The organism is Aromatoleum tolulyticum (genome assembly GCF_900156155.1).
In the GTDB taxonomy this organism is placed as follows: Bacteria; Pseudomonadota; Gammaproteobacteria; order Burkholderiales; family Rhodocyclaceae; genus Aromatoleum; species Aromatoleum tolulyticum.
This window is the reverse complement of record NZ_FTMD01000002.1, coordinates 184,856-202,823: the sequence shown is the minus strand read 5'-3', so window position 1 is coordinate 202,823 and position 17,968 is coordinate 184,856. Positions and strand designations below refer to the sequence as shown.

Below are 17,968 nucleotides of genomic sequence, written 5' to 3'. Positions count from 1 at the left end.
GCACTGGCGCGAAGACCGAAGCGAACCTTGTTCCATGTGTCATGCCTTCGTCGCCAGGACCGAAACGCTCTTCACCCCGTATTTCCGGCACGCCGCCTGCGCGTTTTCGGAGATGAAGCGGTACGCTGGGTTATCGCGCATCTCCACGACGCGCAGGCCCGCAGACGCGATCATCTCGCGGTATGCATCCTGCTGCGCGGCACCGCCGATGCACGCCGCCCACAGCGTCGGATTGCACACGATGCCCTCCGGCAGCTCACGCTCCGCGACGATGTCCGAAATTGCCAGACGACCACCGGATTTCAGCACGCGGGCGATCTCCCGGAACACGGCGGGCTTGTCGGCGGAAAGATTGATCACGCCGTTGCTGATGACCGCATCCGCCGACGCATCGGGCTGCGGAACTTCCTCAATATAGCCCTTCAGGTAACTGATCTGCCCGAAACCGTGTGCGTCGCGCAGACGTTCGGCCTTCGCTCGCTGCGCGTCCGTCATGTCGATGCCGATCACGCGTCCCTGCGGTCCTACGCGGAGGGCCGCGATGAAGGTATCCATGCCCGATCCGCTGCCAAGGTCGAGCACGAGCTCGCCGGCGGCCGGCGCCGCGAGATCGAAATGGTGGCCGACGCCCGCGAAGGATTCGATGGCTTCGGCCGGCACCCGGTCCAGTTCGTCCGCAAGGTAGCCGAGGCGCTCGGCGAGCCCGCGGCCCATCTCGAAATGGAACTCGCCGTGCGGATTCTCGGCGACCTCGCAGTACATGGTCTTGACCCGGGACTCGAGTTCCCTGGGGTCGAACAGGGTATTCGTCGTCATGCTGCGTCCTCCAGCGAATGTGCTCGAACGCGGTCCCCGCAGGGGCGGGGCCGCGCACAGCCGTGGCGCCGCCCGCGACGGGCGGGCGACGCACCGTGGCCCGTCTGACAGACGGGCGCGTAGTCACTCGTGAAAGACGGTATCTTCCAGCGGTTTCCAGCCTGCGGTCGCGACGACCAGGAGGACAAGATCCTCCTCGCCGCTCCTCTCGAAAGCATGCTTCTTGCCGCGCGGCAGGTTGAAGATGTCACCGGGCTTGACGGGGCGGGCTTCGATCTTTCCGGCATCGTTCTCCAGCCGCGCGCTCCCGCTCCCGCGCGCAACGTAGACCACATGGTCTTCCTGCGCGTGGTGGTGGAGGCGGATCTTGCTCATGCGGATGATCTGCAGTTCGCTGTTGCCGGCGCGCGTCGAGGAAATGACCTTGGCCGTCGGGCCGCCCGCCTGCAGCGGGTTGGCCGTGACGACCGAATCGAGGTTTGCGGTTTCGATCCTCTTGTCCTGGGCTGCGAGCGGAGATGCGAACAGCTGAACGGTGGCGAACGCCGCCACGGTCAGCAAGGTGTGGGTTGTTTTCATGATCGACTGCTCCTTCGGGGTCGGGGGCCTCCCTGTTTTTGCCCAAAGGACGCAGAACTCCGCCGGATGGTTCCAACCCGGCGCCTATCCGTCGGGGACGGGGCGAAGCGCTCGCGTCAGCCGCAGGCGTCAACGCGGAAGACTGCAGGGTCGTCCCCGTGGTCGATCAGGATCCTGCGCACGCGCTCCTGCCAGAGGCGTCCGAAGCGCGCGGCCAGTTCGGTATCGCCGGGTGCCTGCAGGCAGCGCCCCAGCAATTCGGGCATTTCCGGAGCGGCCGGCACCGACGACAGGTCCGTTTGCGTGTCGACGGCGGTGCCCGTGTCGAGGCGCGTGAAGCGCATCGCCAGTGGCAGATCGGCGGCGAAGTCCAGCAGACCGCGGCGCACGAAGCGCCCGCCCAGCCCCTTGAACCCGCCATCGTGCGCCGCGCCGGTCAGCAGCGTGACGACGCTCGCGATCACCCCGGTGACACCTTCGTCCACGCGCCCGCGGAACGCAACGCTGACGCCGCCGCGCTCGGGCCGTTCATTGCCATACAGCGCACGCAGCGCATGCACGCAGATCATGTAGGCCGACGCGACGGTGGGGCAGGAATGTCCGGCAAGCTTCACCGCATCCTCGTAGCCGTACTCGATCACGCCGCCCTCGCTCGCGCCGAGAAAGGCTGCAAGCGGGTCGCGCAGTTCGATCCGACGCACGTCGGCAAAAAAATCGGGGAACCTCATTCGAGACCTCTTATCCTTTTGTGTGTTGGCGCTCTTTGTCGAGCGCCGCGCGTCGGGTGGGGCGCCATCCGACAACTTCGTTCATATCGCAAGGATCTCAGCAGCGCGCCCGGCGTCTCATTGATGCCCGTCAAATTGCCACCCGGATTCGCGGCGGGCCGGCTACCGATTATTCGAACGGATAGGGGAGATTCCATGACGCGGTTCTCATCGCTTCGCACCACGCCAGGCGCAGCTACCTCCGGCCGCAACACGCGTCTTGCGCGCTGCATCGGCTCTGTGCTGATGTTTTCCGTCCTTTGCCTGCCGCCTGTGACAAGCGCGCAGACGGTGGTCCGCAGCGAGGCAGGGCCGGTCCGCGTCACCGAAGTCGCGCGCGGGCTCGAAACCCCCTGGTCGCTCGCCTTCCTGCCCGACGGCAACATGCTCGTCACCGAACGCCCGGGGCGACTGCGCGTCGTGACGCCGGACGGCAAGCTGTCGGCGCCGGTCCAGAACGTTCCGCGCGTGCATGCAGCCGGGCAGGGCGGATTGCTCGACGTCGTCGTCGGGCCGGATTTCGCGCGCGACCGCCTCATCTGGCTGTCCTTTGCGCAGCCGACCCAGAAAGGCGCCCGCACCGCCGTTGCCCGGGCGCGGCTGGACGAATCCTCCCGCAGCCTGCACAACGTCGAGGTCGTGTTCGCCCAGCGCGACGATCCGGATGGTCGCAATCATTGGGGATCGCGACTCGTGTTCGACCGCGACGGCAACCTCTTCGTCACGCTGGGCGACCGCCACGCCTACCGCGACAGTGCCCAGGACACGGGCAGCCATCTCGGCAAGATCGTCCGGATCCGGCCCGACGGCGGCATTCCGCCCGGCAACCCGTTCGTCGGCAAGACCGGCGCATTGCCCGAAATCTGGTCCTACGGTCACCGCAACGTGCAGGGCGCGGCGCTGCACCCGGTCACCGGCAAGCTGTGGGCGCACGAGCACGGACCGCAGGGCGGCGACGAGGTCAATGTCGTCCGTGCCGGAGCCAATTACGGCTGGCCGGTGATCACGTACGGCAAGGAATACGTCAGCGGATTCAGCATAGGGGAGGGGACGCAACGTGCCGACGTCATACCGCCGGTCAGGTACTGGGTCCCGTCGATCGCACCGTCGGGGATGACCTTCTATACGGGCGACGTGTTTCCGAAGTGGAAGGGCAACCTCTTCGTCGGCGCCCTGCGCGGGCAACTCCTCGTGCGGATCGAACTGGATGGCGAAAAGTTCATCCGCGAGGAGCGGCTGCTGACCGAGCTGGGCAGCCGCATCCGCGACGTGCGCCAGGGGCCGGACGGCAAGCTCTACCTCCTCGACGAGTCGGAGGGGCGGATCCTGCGCCTCGATCCGGGCTGAATCCCGGGTGCCGTTTCAGGCGGCGGCCACCCGTTCGAGGAAGCGCGGAGGAATCGGCGCCACCTTGCGCGTCGTGTAGTCGAAAAACACGAAACCCAGCTTGGCCCGTGCAACTTCGCGCCCGCTCTCGCGCTCGCTGACGCGGCAGACGATGTCGCCGCCATACCTGTTGAAGTCGTTCGCAGCGAGCCGGAAGACCAGCGTCTCACCCTCGAAGGCTTCCGACATGTACTGGAATGCGGCATCGGTAATGACCGTGCCGAGCCCTTCGACATTGTTCTGGTTGTAGCCGAGACCGACAAAAAAAGCCTCGCGTGCGCCCGAAATCAGAACCACCATCTGTGCATTGTCGACATGGCCGGCGCCATTGATATGCAGTGCTTGCACCGGGATTTCGATTGCGAAGGAAAAACGTTCGGGCAGCTCGACCTTGATTCGTGGCATGGGGAAATCGCTAAAGAGATCACTTGCGGAGCCGTAATTATAAAGAAGGCGTCCATGCGCCGGTACGCGCCTGCCATTCGTGCCCGCACGCGGACCGGTCGTCGGAATGCCGCGTCGCAGCGTGGTTTGAAGCATCGAAGGGGCGGATAAAATGTGTCAAACTGATCGAGTTTAAGATTCGCCCCCAGTCCGGCGGCAGTAATCGCCATTGTCCCGTACCGCCATCGAAGCGGAGCATCTCGTGACTACCCTACAACCATCGCGCCAGACCGGAGCTTCCGATGCGTTCCGTCCGCATCAGGGGGTTCTGCTCGAATGCCGCGACTTCGTCAGCCAGCGCGTACGCGAAGCGCTCGCCCGGGCTGTCGGCGAGGTCGGCGATCAAATCCAGGCTCGCCGAATGGGCACAAAGAATGCGGAAGAGGCGCAGAAGCTGATCGAGCTACAGGTGCTCCTGCGCGGCATCGGTGCCGATATCGATCGCGCCTTCAGCTCCGGCTTCGAGGATCAATTCCAGGAGCGCGCGAAGACCTCGAACGTCGGCGACTCGTTCTACGAGAGCGAAAACGGCTTCTTTCCGGAACTTTCGCTCGTCGACGAGACCGAGATCGACGAAACCCTGGCCGTGAAGAACCTGGCAACCCGTCTCGAAAGAGCGTGCGAAGCCGAGAATCAGGACCTGCAGACCCGGGTCGCCTTCATGCTTGGCGAAAGCGACATCGACAACGCCACGAACCCCATCGGTCCGACCGCAATCTGCGAAGCGTTGAAGAACATCTGCTGGAGTCAGGAAGGGTCCGGCGGACTGCGCGCAACCGCGCTCGAACTGCTGATCGGCCGGCTGGCGGGAGAACTTTCCACCGTATATCACGATGTCAATGCGCTGCTCGTAGCACGGCGCGTCATGCCCAACGTCCGGCCGCGTGCGCGGCGCGGCAAGGCCTCGCAGCGCATGGCCGTGCGCAAGAGCGCAACGCTGCCGGGAGACCCCGATCCCGCCGATGTCGTGAAACAGATCTTCACGGCCAGGACCGCTGCCGCCGAAAGGGCCGACTGGCGCCAGCGCGCGGGTACGGTCGACCTCATGCAGTTGCTCGACGGCCTGCAACAGGGGCGGGGCGACCTGCAGTTCGGCGGGCAAAGCTTCGCGCTTCCGGCCGACGGCCAAACCAGCGGCAACGTCATCAGCGCACTGATCGAAGCCGGCCTCAGCAAGCAGGCGAGTTCCGTCGACGGCATCGTCATCGACGTCGTCGCCACGCTGTTCGACTACATCTTCGACGACTCGCGCGTTCCCGACGCCATGAAGGGGCTGATCGGCCGCCTGCAGATCCCCGTCCTGAAGCTGGCGATGATGGATCACGGCTTCTTCTCCAACCGCACCCACCCGGCGCGCCGGCTGATCAACTCCCTGGCACAGGCAAGCGTCACGTGGGACGGCCCGCTGAGCGAGGACAGCTCCCTCTACCGCATCGCCGAAGGCATCGTCGTCCGCATACAGAACCAGTTCGCGGACGACCCCAGCGTCTTCGCGAGCTGCCTGCAGGAGCTCGAGAACTACCTCGCCGAGCAGGAACGCTATGCGGACGCACGCGCGGCGACGCTGACCGAGCGCCTCAAGGAACGCGAACGCGTCGACCTCGCCCGCCAGGTCGGCGAGGACGCGCTCGCCGCTCACCTCGCGAACGAGGACGTACCTGCCGTCGTGCGCGATTTCATCCGCGACACGTGGACGCGGGTGCTCGCGCATGCCGCCCTTGAGAGCGGCGCCACGACCGCGCCGCCGGCCAACAGCGAGCGCTGGACCAATGCGATCGCCGCGGTCGGCGAACTCGTGTGGAGCGTCCTTCCCAAGCAGAGCATGGAAGAACGCCAGCGCATGGTAAAGCAGCTCCCGGCGATCCTGCGCAACCTGAAGGCGAGCATGACGGGGGCGGGCATAGACGAAGCACGCCAGAAGGCATTCTTTTCGGAGCTGGTCCGATGCCATGCCGCAGCCCTGAAAGCCCCGGTCGCAACCGCGCCGGCTCCGGTGCCCCCCGCACCGAACGCACCGGCGCGGCCCACCGGACCGTTGCCCGGCCTTCAGCCCATCGGAGAAGAGCCCACGCCCGAGATGCTGGAGCTCGATCTTCTCACCCGCGGGAGCTGGGTGGAACTGAGGGACGAATCCGGTGAGGTCCGTCGCGTACGCCTCACCTGGATCAGTCCCGCACGGACCATGTACCTGTTCGCGAACCGGCAGGGGCAGCGCGCGCTTGCCCTGACGCGGGCGGAACTCACGCGGCGCTTCTCGAACGGGGAGGCATCGACTGCCGATCAGGAACCCCTCCTGGATCGCGTCGTGGATGATGTGCTCGACGAATTGCGGGGCTGACCGCCGGGACGCTCGAATCGGCACGAAATGAAAGAGAATCCAGCAGTCGGGCCATCGCGCGGACGATACAGCGAAATGCCTTGCCCGACTGCGCTGCACTAGAGGTAATGGGAATGAATTCAGCCAGCAACCAGCGAGACCGCGGCCAGGTGACCGGAAGCATCCGGGACTTCCTGCTCGCGGCCGACGAGCTGCCCAGCCCGCGCGGAGCGGCGCTGAAACTTATCGAGCTCGCACGAGATCCCGAGGTGCGCATCGACGCCGTCGTGCGCGTGATCCGCTCCGACCCCGCACTGTCGGGCTTTGTCCTGCGTGCCGCTTCCGCTGCGCGTTTCGGCCGCACGGAACGTTCGCTCGACCTGCAGCAGGCTGTCATCCGGCTGGGCATGAACATCGTGCGCGCCCACGCCGTCGCGCTGTCGCTGGTTACGAATCGCCCGAAGGTGACCTCGAAACGCTTCAACTACAACGCCTTCTGGACCTCGTCGCTGCTCACCGCGGCCGTCATGGAAACATTGGCGCACCACCGCGGCGATCTGCCTGCGTCCGAAGCGTTCACGCTGGGTCTGCTGAGCGAGATCGGCACGCTCGCGTTCGCCACGGGTGCGCCGGCGACCTACGACCTCACGCTGGAGCAAGCCGCACGGGGTACGGATCCAGTCGAAACGGTCGAGGTCGCCACCTTCGGCTTCGACCGGCACGAGTTGTCGGCAGTCCTGCTGGCCGATTGGGGGCTGCCGACTTCGCTCGCCGACGTCGTCTACTGGCAATGCGATCCCGAGGGCGGCGGCTTCGAGCCCGATTCCCGTTCCTATCGTCTCGCCTGCGGCCTGCAGCTGGCGACGAAGCTCGCCGATACCTGCCTGGCCGCCCAGCCCGATCCGGATTCGGTGGCGACGATCTACCTGCGCGCGGCCATCCTCGACCTGACGCCGGAAGAAACGCGCAAGCTCGCAACCGATGCGCTGGCCGAACTCCCGATGTGGACCGATCTCGTGCGCCTTCCCAAGCCCGCGATCACGGCCCTGCCATCGTCATGGGTGGACTGAACTGAATCGCCGTCTCAGAGCACCTTCAGCAGATCCTTGCGCAGGTTTTCCGCGCTGCGCCGGCCGGAGCGGCTATCGACGATGAGCCGGTACCACTCCGGGTAAAGTTCGCGCAGCTCCTCGTGCGAGGATGCGGCGTTGATATTGCTCATCAGCGAGATGGGGCCGTACAGGCTGCAGAAGTTCTTCAGCGTGTTGATCATGAAGTTGCGCGCCATCTCGAGTTCCTTCGGCTGGCGATTCGCCGGCAGCTCGCGGAAGGCCGTGATCGAAGGCAGGGCGCCGGCAGGCTCGTCGCCCCCGCCGCCCGCCGAATCCGCCTTGCGCACCTCGATCAGGCCGAGCTCCTCGAGCGCACCCAGCGTGTGGGTCAGATCGTCGGCCGCCACCAGCTCGCGAAGTTCGGTAACCGTCTTCCGGCCGTCCACCAGAATCAGCACCCGGCGCACGCGGGGCGACAGTCCCCCGGCGCGGCTGGAAATTTCATCCTGCCCGTTCGCCGTCTTGGCGAAAACCACTCCCATCGATGTCTCCTCGTTATTTTCTCTGCATCGTCCGTCGAGGGACGCAGCACGATTCTGGCATGACTCGGGGCCTCGCCGCGAGACCGCGAAGGCATGCGCCGCGATCCGGGCGGCGAAACCGCCCATGAAGCGGCGCCGAACGGATGCTTCTTCGCAAAGTCTCGTCGCATGCTTGACGAAGGAATTCCCGTCCCTCTACAATCGCGCCTCTTCGCCACACTGGGCGGTTAGCTCAGCGGTAGAGCACTGCCTTCACACGGCAGGGGTCACTGGTTCGATCCCAGTACCGCCCACCAGTCGATGACGAAGACGCGCGGAATTCCGGGCGGTTAGCTCAGCGGTAGAGCACTGCCTTCACACGGCAGGGGTCACTGGTTCGATCCCAGTACCGCCCACCACAATGCAAGGCCCTGGAGCTTCGGTTTCAGGGCCTTTGTTCTTTTGCGTGCGGATTGCTCCCGTCATCGCCTCCGCGCCGTGGAGGCGGGGCGATGGCGTAGAATCCGCGTCTTTAGATCCGGTCCAGAGTCCTCATCGATGGCTTCCAACGTTCGCACCCGTTTCGCACCCAGCCCCACCGGCTACCTCCATATCGGCGGCGCGCGTACCGCGCTCTTCTCGTGGGCCTTTGCGCGTCGTCACGGCGGCACCTTCATCCTCCGCATCGAGGATACCGATGTCGCGCGCTCGACGCCCGAAGCGGTGCAGGCGATCCTCGACGGCATGGCCTGGCTGGGGCTCGATGCCGACGAAGGCCCGTTCTATCAGATGCAGCGGATGGAGCGGTACAAGGAAGTCATCCAGCAGATGCTGGCCGCCGGCACCGCCTATCACTGCTATACCTCGCCGGAGGAGCTGGACCGCATCCGCGAGGAGCAGCGCGCGCGCGGCGAGAAGCCGCGCTACGACGGCCGCTGGCGCCCGGAGGCGGGCAAGGTCCTGCCGACGCCGCCCGAGGGCGTGAAGCCGGTCGTGCGCTTCCGCAATCCCGCCGAAGGCGTCGTTGCCTGGGACGATCTGGTCAAGGGACGCATCGAGATCGCCAACACCGAGCTCGACGATCTCGTGATCGCGCGCGCCGACGGCACCCCGACCTACAACTTCTGCGTCGTCGTCGACGACCTCGACATGGGCATCACCCACGTCATCCGTGGCGACGACCACGTCAACAACACCCCGCGGCAGATCAACATCCTGCAGGCGCTCGGCGCCCAGGTGCCGCTGTACGCCCACCTGTCGATGATCCTCGGCGACGACGGCACCAAGCTGTCGAAGCGGCATGGCGCGGTGAGCGTGATGCAGTACGACGACGACGGCTATCTGCCGGAGGCGGTCGTGAATTACCTCGGCCGACTGGGCTGGAGCCACGGCGATGACGAGATCTTCTCGCGCGAGCAATTCGTCGAATGGTTCGATCTCGACCACATCACGCCGTCGGCCGCGCAGTTCAACACCGAGAAGCTCAACTGGCTCAATGCCCACTACATCAAGCAGGCCGACAATGCCCGCCTCGCGGCAGAGGTTGCGCGCCGTCTCGCACGCCGCGGCGTAGATCCCGAAGCCGGGCCCGCCATCGAAGCGGTTGTCGCCCTGTACAAGGACCGGGTTGCCAACCTCAACGAGCTGGCCGACTCGACGGAGCTCTATTGCGTCGAGGTTCATCCTGCCCCCGAGCTTGTGGCCCAGCACCTGACGGAGGTGTCGCGCCCGGCGCTCGCGGGCCTGAAGGCTCGCCTCGCAGCCGCCACGTGGGAGAAGTCGGCCCTCAATCAGGCCATCAAGGACACGATGGCCGAGCATGGCCTGAAGATGCCCCAGGTGGCGATTCCGCTCCGCGTTGCGACCCTGGGCGTGGCCCAGACCCCGGCAATCGACGCCGTGCTCGAGGTTCTCGGGCGCGAGCGCGTGCTCGCGCGCATGGCGCGCTACGTCTGACGGTTGCAGGAGGATGCCGCCTGCGGGCGGTGCCTCCGACACTCGTTTCCAACGGGGGCGCAGCGGGCGCCCCCGCTGCATTTCGGGCCTCCTGCAGCGCGAGCGCGTTTGACGACGATCAAAACGTCGGCAATTTCCCGGTTTGCGCGGCAGATCGGGGCGATCGCGCGTGCAAGCCACCGCCCGGCATTTGCTAGAATCGCCCCCTCCCGCTATCGGTAACAAAATGCAACCTGAAACCTTGCATCGCCGTGCACACCTGCGCGTAGTCAGGGGTCTCGCCGGCATCGCGCTGTTCGGCGTCACCGGTCTGGCGCTCGCGACGGTTGGCAACGGTCCGTTCGTCAAACCGTTCCGGCCCGATTTTCATCCCGTCACCCGTGTGTCCTGCCCGCCGTCGGGCCCGTTGCCGCGCAACCTGATCGACGCTGCAGCCTGCGGCGACCTGTTCCGCGTGCGCGCCCGCATTGCCGAGGGCGGCGACCTCACCGCGACAGATCCACGCAAGCCGCTTACGGGACGCACGGCGCTCCATCATGCGGTACAGCGTGGCGACAAAGACATCGTCGAAGCGTTGCTGGCGGCCGGTGCGAATCCCGACGCCGCAGACGCCGCGGGCAATTCCGCCATGCACCTTCTGGCGATGCGCTCACGCGGGGAGTCGGATGCCGCAATCGTCGATGCGCTGATCCAGGCCGGTGCAGATGGGCGTCTGCGCAACGCGAAGGGGCGCACGCCGCTCACGGAACTGCTGGATTTCACGACATACAGCATCGATCCCGCGCGAATCGGAGCAGAGCGAATCGGTCGCATGTTCGACGAGGCGGAGGCCAAGGGCCCTCTTAAGGCAAGTCCGGTCCAGCCCGCGCAGGCGGTGGTCGGGCAGGCGTCCGGCGCGGATGTGCGGCAAGGCGAGGCGGCGTCCGCCGGGGACCCTGCTCCGGCGAGCCCGCCGGGTGCCGAGTCGTCCGTTCGGGAGGCGCTGGATGCATGGGCCAGTGCCTGGTCTGCGCGCAATATCGACGCCTATCTGCACCATTACGCTTCCGACTTCCGTCCGGCCGATGGCCGTCAGGTTGAGCAGTGGCGCGCCTTGCGGCGGGAACGGATCGGCGGTGCGTCTTCGATCGACGTGAAGCTCACGGACGTGAAGATCCTGGTCGATGGAAGTCGTGCCGTTGCACAGTTCCGCCAGGACTATCGCAGCGACGCCCTGAAGTCCGTTGATCAGAAGACTCTGGTGCTCGACAACGTGGCGGGCAAGTGGCGTATCGTCGAGGAAAGGACGGGCAGATAGACCCGGCAATGCACCGGCCGCGCCGGAACGGACTACCGGGTTCGTCTGTTGCGCAGTAGCGATGCCGACCGATGGGCTCGACGCGTCCGGGGGCACCGGGGGTGCCTCCGCCTACGCGGGGCCGGGTATCGGCGCAGGAGCGCGGCCGGCCTTCAATCGGCCGCAAAACATTCGCTGAAGTAGCGGTCCCGCAGCGTGCGCGCACGCAGCTCGTGGTCGCGCTTGTGGCGGTTTCGCCGCAGGTGCATTCTGGCGTCCGCATCGGCCCGTTCCGCACGTTCCTGATAGCTCGCGCAGCGTGCTTCGTGTGCCTGCCGCTCCTCGTCGCGTTGCTTCTGCTCCGCCCGTGCGCTGCGCCTCGCGGCTTCCCGCGCGGATTCGATGTCGGTGACGAAACCCTGTTCCTTGCGCATCCGGGTCCGCGCGGCCGCTTGCTCCCCCGGGGCGGGATCGCGCACGGGGAGATCGATGCGCCCCCCGTCATTTTCGCACGGGAGTGCCTGATAGCTTGCCTGCCCGCTGCCGGACACGCACTTGAACACCTGCGCGGGGCAGGCGGGGGCGACAAGGACAAAAACCGTCGCGATGACGGCGAAGGCAGGCAGTTTTCCGCGGTTCATGACGTTCATCGGCTGGCAAGGTCACCGATGATGCCATATGCATCATCCGGCGTCTCGTGGATCCGATCACGAGCCTTCTCGCGCGATTCTTGGGGTTACTACGGATGGCCGCCACCGCAGCTGCATGTTGCAATCGCGCTCAACCTTGAGCACTATAATTCATCGGCACTTTACTGCCGCTCAAATAGGGGTAGCTCCAATGTCCAACGATGAGAATTCATCACGGCTCAAGCGCCCGGACCTGTCGCTGGAAGAGAACAATTACCTGCTGATGCTCGGCGACCGTATTCGCGACCTGCGCGCGCAGCGGGGAATGACGCGCAAGATGCTCGCGCAGCAGTCCGGGGTGTCGGAGCGCTACCTTGCCCAGCTGGAAACGGGGCACGGCAATATCTCCATCATCCTCTTGCGGCAGATTGCGCAGGGTCTCGGCTTTCCCATCGTGGATCTCGTGCGCGAAGAGGCGGAGCAGTCTCCGGAACTGACGTTGCTGATCCAGTACCTGACCCGTTTCCCGCCCAAGACGCATGAGTGGGCGCGCCGGCTGCTGCAGAACGAGCTCGAGTCGTCGGGACGATCCGCGCGTCGGCAGCGCATCGCCTTCATCGGACTGCGCGGGGCGGGGAAGACCACGCTGGGGACGATGCTGGCCGAACATCTCGGCGTACCTTTCCTCGAACTCGCGAAAGTGATCGAACAGGAAGCGGGTGCCGATCTGTCCGAAATTTTTTCGCTGTACGGTCAGACGGCTTACCGCCGCTACGAGCGCCGCGGGCTGGAGTCGGTGGTCGCAAACAACGAGGCGTTCGTGCTGATTGCGGGCGGCAGCATCGTGTCCGAGCCGGCCAACTTCGACCTGTTGCTGTCATCGTGTTTCACGATCTGGCTGTGCGCTTCCCCCGAGGAGCACATGTCTCGCGTCATGGCGCAGGGAGACTACCGTCCCATGCACGGAAACCAGGAGGCGATGGAAGACCTGAAGCGCATCCTGGCGGGCCGGACGGCCATGTACAGCAAGGCAGACGCCATCATCGACACATCCGGCCGCACGGTCGAGCAATCCTTCCTGGACATCCTCGAAGTCCTCGCGCGCTGAGCGTCAACCCAAGCGTGCCGTTCCGCGCCCGCCGGGCGCGGAACAATTTCGGAAGTCACTGCCGCGGGGCGAGCCCCCGCGTTCTCCGAATCCCGGGAAAAAGCGGCCACCGCACTGCAACATCCTGCATCGTGCGTTCCGGGAGCCTCTCCTCAGCCACCTGATCTTCCCTGAAGCCTTGCCCTCACTGGGGGGCGCGCCGGTTCGAGCTCGCTCCCGGGAGCTCGCCGTGTTCGCATTGTTGTTTGTTGCAATGCATCAAAATACATTTATTTGTGCAGCGCAGCGACTACAAGTGCATTTTGGTGCGCTGAAAATGCAATCGAGTGCATGCAAACGTGCCCGGCATTTGACTTAGGTCAACATCGCCTGCACTGCAGTGCGTAACATGCGAAATCATGCAGGAACGGCACAATAATGCAGCAAACGCGGACTCGGGGACGGATCCGCAACACATCAGAGGAGATAGTTCGATGAGCGATGGTTTGTTCGACCAGTTCAAGACCTGGTACGAGAAGCGCCACGATTATGCACGCGACTGGAAGGCGCGGACAGGTGGCCAGGTGGTGGCAACGATGTGCACCTACACGCCGGAAGAGCTGCTGATCGCGGCCGGCATGCTGCCGGTGCGCGTCCTTGGTGCGCACGAGCCGCAGAACGTGACCGAGCCGCACATCTTCGGCATGTTCTGCCCGTTCTGCCGCGACTCGCTCGCACAGGGCCTGCTGGGCCGCTTCGACTACGCGGAAGGCGTCACGCTGACCCAGTCGTGTATCCAGTATCGCCAGACCTTCGGTTCGTGGCGCCTGCACGTTCCCACCGTGAAGTGGGACTACTACGTGCCGATGCCCAACGAAGTCCAGTCGCAGCACTCGCGCAAGGCTCATTACGAGGAAGTGCAGTCCTTCCGCGTGTTCCTGCAGACGCTGACCGGCAAGGAAATCACCGACGCCATGCTGAGCGACGCGCTCGCCGTGTGCGACGAGAACCGCCGCCTGCTGCGCGAGCTGTATGAATACCGCAAGGAAGCCGACCCGAAGGTCACCGGCGTCGAGGCCTTGTACGCATCGCTGACCGCGCAGTTCATCGACAAGCGCGAACACAACGAGATGCTGAAGAAGACCCTCGCCGCGCTGCCGAACCGCAAGGTCGAGCGCAAGACGGGCGCGCGCTTCATGACCATCGGTTCCGAGAACGACGACATCGCGTTCATGGGCATGGTGGAGTCGGTCGGTGCGACCATCGTGATCGACGACCAGTGCTCCGGCAGCCGCTACTTCTGGAACGCCTCGAAGCCCGAAGGCGATGTGATCAAGGCGATCGCCGAGCGCTACTGCGATCGTCCGGCCTGTCCGACCAAGGATTACCCGGCTCACACGCGCTTCGACCACGTTCTCGGTCTGGCCAAGGAATACGACGTTCAGGGCGCGATCTTCCTGCAGCAGAAGTTCTGCGATCCGCACGAGGGCGATTACCCGGATCTGAAGCGTCATCTCGAAGACAACGGCATTCCGACGCTGTTCCTCGAGTTCGACATCACGAACCCGATCGGCCCCTTCCGCATCCGTATCGAGGCATTCCTCGAGACGCTGAGCGAAGAAGAACTGTTCTGAACCGAGACTGCGGAGCTAACGATGAACGCAATGGCAAACAAGTACCCGACCGAGCAGCTTAAGCTCTGGAAGAAGGCGAAGGAACTGCGCGAGCAGTACTACATGAACTACGCGCGGGCGAAGGAGAAGGGCGGCATCCGCTGGTCCGGCTCGGCCTGGGCGCTCGACGCGATCCCCGCCGGTCTCGGTGAGGACGTCTATTCGCTGACCGGCGAGCCGTACGCCGCAGCCGTCGCCCATGACCGCAAGTTCGCGAAAGAGTGCATGGATGCGGCCGAAGCCTACGGTTTCGCTCGTGACCTGTGCTCGTACATGCGCATCTACTGGGGTGGCATGCACCTGAACAAGTACGCCTTCGGCGGCGAGTTCCCGAAGCCCGACTTCGTGTTCCAGACGCAGATCTGCTGCTCGCACTCCAAGTGGTACCAGCACGTCGCGAAGGAAGAGAAGATCCCCGAGTTCTACCTCGACGTCGGCGTCGGTCCTTACAAGGACATGACGGATGCACGCCTCGACTACGTCGCCAACCAGCTGCACGACGGCATCGCGTTCGTCGAGAAGGCCAGCGGCCGCACGTTCGATGACGAGCTGTTCATCAAGGCGGTGAAGAACGAGATGCGTTCGACCTCCCGCTGGGCGGACATCTGCGCGCTGAACAAGGTGAAGCCCGCGCCGCTCGACGAGAAGACGATGTACTCGCTGTACGTGCTCTGCACGCTGTCGAAGTCGTCGCAATGGTGCGCGGACTTCATGGACGAGCTGTACGAGGAAGTGAAGGATCGCGTCGCCCGCGGCATCGCAGCCGTGCCGAACGAGACGATCCGCCTGATGACGGACACGCAGCCGCCCTGGTCGTTCCTGAAGATCTTCCGCTACCTCGAGACCTACGGTGCGGTTTCGATCGGCTCGCTCTACACCTTCGCGCTCGAAGGCATCTGGGAAGAGAAGGCCGACGGCACCTGGGGCGGCCGCACGCTGCCGTGGGACAAGGGCATCGAGATCAAGGATCGCGACACCGCGGTGCGCCTGTATGCCGACTGGAACCTGTCGAAGCCGCAGTGGCAGCACTTCTACGACCCTACCATCAAGAGCGACATGATGCTGCGCATCATCAAGGAATGGCAGGTCGACGGCGTGATGCTGCACCTGAACCGCGGTTGCGAAGGTCTGTCGGTCGGCATCATGGAGAACCGCCTTGCGATCGCGAAGTCGGGTACTCCGGTGATGACGTTCGAAGGAAACATGGGCGACGAGCGCGAGTTCGACGAAGTGCGTACTCAGGCACGGGTCGACGCCTTCATGGAACAGCTTGGGGTGCGCCGTCAGGCCGCCTGATCGGAAACAGAGCGAAGAGGAGACGAGAATGATTACCGCTGGAATCGATATGGGCTCCCGCAGCGTCAAGGTGGTGCTGCTGGAACAAATCAAGGTGGAAGGCGCCAAGGAGCCGAGCTTCGCGGTCAAGAAGGCTCATCTGATGATGCCGGGTGACCTCGACGCCGACCAGGCTGCCGAGAAGGCCTTCGACGCGGCGCTCGCCGAGGCGGGCGTGAGCCGTGACCAGGTGAAGTCGGTGTTCGCAACCGGCGCCGGCCGCGGCCAGGTCGCCTTCGCGACCGAAGGCGTCACCGAGATGACCGCCGGAGCGCGTGGTGCGGTGTTCATGTATCCGCAGGCCCGCACCGTGGTGGACGTCGGTGCCGAGGAAGGTCGCGGCATCAAGACCGATCCGGACGGCAAGGCGATCGACTTCGCCGGTAACGAGAAGTGCGCCGCGGGCGCCGGCTCCTTCGCCGAGGCGATGAGCCGCGCGCTGCAGCTCTCGCTCAAGGAGTTCGGCGAAGCCAGCCTGCGCTCCGACAAGAGCATCCCGATGAACGCGCAATGCACGGTGTTCGCTGAGTCGGAAGTGGTGTCGCTGATTCACTCCTCGACGCCGAAGGAAGACATCGCCAAGGCGGTGCTGGATGCGGTGGCGAGCCGGGTGTGCGCGATGGTTCGTCGCGTCGGCATCGAAGGCAACGTCGTGCTGATCGGTGGCATGGGTCACAACCCCGGTTTCGTCCAGTCGCTGAAGAGCGCGATGGATGTTGATCAGGTGCTGCTGCCCGAAATGCCGGAATTCGTCAGCGCCATCGGCTGCGCGCTGATTGCGGCCGAACGCCAGCACTGAACCGATACGCGAAACGACACGGATAAAGGAGCGATCAAATGAATGCAGAAGTTGCTGCCGCCACCGCCGCCCCCGAGAAGAAGGAATTCTGGCGCTGGCAGGAAAACACCTGGTTCGACGAGACGAAGAACTGGAAGGACGCCAAGATCATCACCTGCGGCATCGACGTCGGCTCGGTGTCCTCGCAGGCGGTGCTGGTCTGTGACGGCGAGCTGTATGGCTACAACAGCATGCGCACCGGCAACAACTCGCCGGACTCGGCCAAGAACGCCCTGCAGGGCATCATGGACAAGATCGGCATGAAGCTCGAGGACATCAACTATGTCGTCGGCACCGGCTACGGCCGGGTGAACGTGCCCTTCGCCCACAAGGCGATCACCGAGATCGCCTGCCATGCCCGCGGCGCAAACTACATGGGCGGCAACCAGGTGCGGACCATCCTCGACATGGGCGGCCAGGACTGCAAGGCCATCCACTGCGACGAGAAGGGCAAGGTCACCAACTTCCTGATGAACGACAAGTGCGCGGCCGGCACCGGGCGCGGCATGGAAGTCATCTCCGACCTGATGCAGATCCCCATCGCCGAGCTGGGCCCGCGTTCCTTCGACGTGGATGTCGAGCCGGAAGCAGTGTCGTCGATCTGCGTGGTGTTCGCGAAGTCCGAAGCGCTGGGTCTGCTCAAGGCCGGCTACACGAAGAACATGGTGATCGCAGCTTACTGCCAGGCGATGGCCGAGCGGGTCGTGAGCCTGCTGGAGCGTATCGGTGTCGAGGAAGGCTTCTTCATCACCGGCGGCATCGCGAAGAACCCGGGCGTCGTGAAGCGGATCGAGCGGCTGCTGGGCATCAAGCAGGTCGAGACCAAGATCGACAGCCAGATCGCCGGCGCGCTGGGCGCCGCGCTGTTCGGCTACACGCTGATGCAGAAGCAGGCCGCCAAGTAATTGGTGCCAGAGCCACGACCGTCGCCGGAACCCGCCTGAGGTATGGCGGTTCCGGCGGGGCGCGGCGCAAACGAATCCAGGAGGACGAACATGATCGCGAACTACGGTTACAAGGACGGTTCCGGCGAGTATTACATCAGCATCGACACGGACAAGTGCATCGACTGTGCCGCGGATCGGGCCTGCCTGACCGCGTGCCCCAAGCACATGTTCGAAATCATCACCGACGACTATGACGACGAAGTGGCGTGGGTGAAGAAGGAATGCACGCGCGCGCTCGCCTACGACTGCGCCGGTTGCAAGCCTGCGGGCGGCTACACCAGTTTGCCCTGTACCACCGCCTGTACGCCGGGCGCGATCAAGCATTCCTGGTAAGGAGAAGAACAT

The 17,968-nt window shown here is 64.8% G+C and carries 17 protein-coding genes and 2 tRNA genes; 13 read left to right on the top strand and 6 right to left on the bottom strand.

Features of this window, described 5'->3' with window-relative positions; translation table 11 throughout:
* Nucleotides 1–39: 39 nt before the first annotated feature.
* The 3 genes from BW991_RS03545 to BW991_RS03535 form a co-directional block, all read right to left on the bottom strand.
* Nucleotides 40–816, bottom strand: a complete 777-nt coding sequence (locus BW991_RS03545; protein WP_076600708.1) for a methyltransferase domain-containing protein — start codon at nucleotides 814–816, stop codon at nucleotides 40–42.
* Between the two features lie 123 nt (nucleotides 817–939).
* On the bottom strand, nucleotides 940–1,395 hold the full coding sequence (locus BW991_RS03540; protein WP_076600707.1) for a cupin domain-containing protein: 456 nt from the start codon (nucleotides 1,393–1,395) through the stop codon (nucleotides 940–942).
* A gap of 116 nt (nucleotides 1,396–1,511) precedes the next feature.
* Nucleotides 1,512–2,123: a hypothetical protein gene (locus tag BW991_RS03535; protein ID WP_076600706.1), complete on the bottom strand. Its 612-nt coding sequence runs from the start codon at nucleotides 2,121–2,123 to the stop codon at nucleotides 1,512–1,514.
* A gap of 285 nt (nucleotides 2,124–2,408) precedes the next feature.
* On the opposite strand from BW991_RS03535, the gene BW991_RS03530 reads away from it, so the two are divergent.
* On the top strand, nucleotides 2,409–3,509 hold the full coding sequence (locus BW991_RS03530; protein ID WP_076600990.1) for a PQQ-dependent sugar dehydrogenase: 1,101 nt from the start codon (nucleotides 2,409–2,411) through the stop codon (nucleotides 3,507–3,509).
* Nucleotides 3,510–3,524: 15 nt separating this feature from the next.
* Here the strand turns inward: BW991_RS03530 and BW991_RS03525 are convergent, their stop codons facing one another.
* Nucleotides 3,525–4,088, bottom strand: coding sequence for a thioesterase family protein (locus tag BW991_RS03525; protein ID WP_342066997.1), 564 nt, complete (start codon nucleotides 4,086–4,088; stop codon nucleotides 3,525–3,527).
* A gap of 106 nt (nucleotides 4,089–4,194) precedes the next feature.
* Between BW991_RS03525 and BW991_RS03520 the strand changes: the two genes are divergently transcribed.
* Nucleotides 4,195–6,330: a DUF1631 domain-containing protein gene (locus BW991_RS03520; protein ID WP_244551598.1), complete on the top strand. Its 2,136-nt coding sequence runs from the start codon at nucleotides 4,195–4,197 to the stop codon at nucleotides 6,328–6,330.
* Between the two features lie 113 nt (nucleotides 6,331–6,443).
* Nucleotides 6,444–7,379 carry an HDOD domain-containing protein gene (locus BW991_RS03515; RefSeq protein ID WP_076600989.1) on the top strand — a complete coding sequence of 312 codons (936 nt, stop codon included), beginning with the start codon at nucleotides 6,444–6,446 and terminating at the stop codon, nucleotides 7,377–7,379.
* A gap of 14 nt (nucleotides 7,380–7,393) precedes the next feature.
* On the opposite strand, the gene BW991_RS03510 is transcribed toward BW991_RS03515, so the two are convergent.
* Nucleotides 7,394–7,903: a helix-turn-helix domain-containing protein gene (locus BW991_RS03510; RefSeq protein WP_076600703.1), complete on the bottom strand. Its 510-nt coding sequence runs from the start codon at nucleotides 7,901–7,903 to the stop codon at nucleotides 7,394–7,396.
* Nucleotides 7,904–8,124: 221 nt separating this feature from the next.
* Between BW991_RS03510 and BW991_RS03505 the strand changes: the two genes are divergently transcribed.
* From BW991_RS03505 to BW991_RS03490, 4 genes are all read left to right on the top strand, one after another.
* Nucleotides 8,125–8,199 (top strand) — tRNA-Val (locus tag BW991_RS03505).
* Nucleotides 8,200–8,226: 27 nt separating this feature from the next.
* Nucleotides 8,227–8,301 (top strand) — tRNA-Val (locus BW991_RS03500).
* Between the two features lie 139 nt (nucleotides 8,302–8,440).
* Nucleotides 8,441–9,838: a glutamate--tRNA ligase gene (gltX, locus tag BW991_RS03495; protein WP_076600702.1), complete on the top strand. Its 1,398-nt coding sequence runs from the start codon at nucleotides 8,441–8,443 to the stop codon at nucleotides 9,836–9,838.
* Between the two features lie 226 nt (nucleotides 9,839–10,064).
* Entirely contained in the window at nucleotides 10,065–11,135 is a 1,071-nt protein-coding gene (locus BW991_RS03490; protein ID WP_084204943.1) for a L,D-transpeptidase Cds6 family protein, read from the top strand.
* 152 nt (nucleotides 11,136–11,287) lie between these two features.
* On the opposite strand, the gene BW991_RS03485 is transcribed toward BW991_RS03490, so the two are convergent.
* Nucleotides 11,288–11,755 carry a hypothetical protein gene (locus BW991_RS03485; protein WP_139335892.1) on the bottom strand — a complete coding sequence of 156 codons (468 nt, stop codon included), beginning with the start codon at nucleotides 11,753–11,755 and terminating at the stop codon, nucleotides 11,288–11,290.
* A 199-nt stretch (nucleotides 11,756–11,954) separates the two neighbouring features.
* On the opposite strand from BW991_RS03485, the gene BW991_RS03480 reads away from it, so the two are divergent.
* The 6 genes from BW991_RS03480 to BW991_RS03455 all read left to right on the top strand — a co-directional run bounded on the left by BW991_RS03480 (nucleotide 11,955) and on the right by BW991_RS03455 (nucleotide 17,956).
* The gene (locus BW991_RS03480) at nucleotides 11,955–12,851 is read left to right on the top strand and encodes a helix-turn-helix transcriptional regulator (RefSeq protein ID WP_076600699.1); all 897 of its coding nucleotides are present in this window, start codon (nucleotides 11,955–11,957) and stop codon (nucleotides 12,849–12,851) included.
* 473 nt (nucleotides 12,852–13,324) lie between these two features.
* Nucleotides 13,325–14,464: a benzoyl-CoA reductase, bzd-type, subunit N gene (bzdN, locus tag BW991_RS03475; protein ID WP_076600698.1), complete on the top strand. Its 1,140-nt coding sequence runs from the start codon at nucleotides 13,325–13,327 to the stop codon at nucleotides 14,462–14,464.
* Between the two features lie 21 nt (nucleotides 14,465–14,485).
* Nucleotides 14,486–15,799: a benzoyl-CoA reductase, bzd-type, subunit O gene (gene bzdO / locus BW991_RS03470; RefSeq protein WP_244551597.1), complete on the top strand. Its 1,314-nt coding sequence runs from the start codon at nucleotides 14,486–14,488 to the stop codon at nucleotides 15,797–15,799.
* A 28-nt stretch (nucleotides 15,800–15,827) separates the two neighbouring features.
* Nucleotides 15,828–16,637: an acyl-CoA dehydratase activase gene (locus tag BW991_RS03465; protein ID WP_076600697.1), complete on the top strand. Its 810-nt coding sequence runs from the start codon at nucleotides 15,828–15,830 to the stop codon at nucleotides 16,635–16,637.
* Between the two features lie 38 nt (nucleotides 16,638–16,675).
* A complete protein-coding gene (gene bzdQ / locus BW991_RS03460) occupies nucleotides 16,676–17,581 on the top strand; it encodes a benzoyl-CoA reductase, bzd-type, subunit Q (RefSeq protein WP_076600696.1) in 906 nt (301 codons plus the stop codon).
* A 90-nt stretch (nucleotides 17,582–17,671) separates the two neighbouring features.
* Entirely contained in the window at nucleotides 17,672–17,956 is a 285-nt protein-coding gene (locus BW991_RS03455; RefSeq protein ID WP_076600695.1) for a ferredoxin, read from the top strand.
* Nucleotides 17,957–17,968 lie beyond the last annotated feature (12 nt).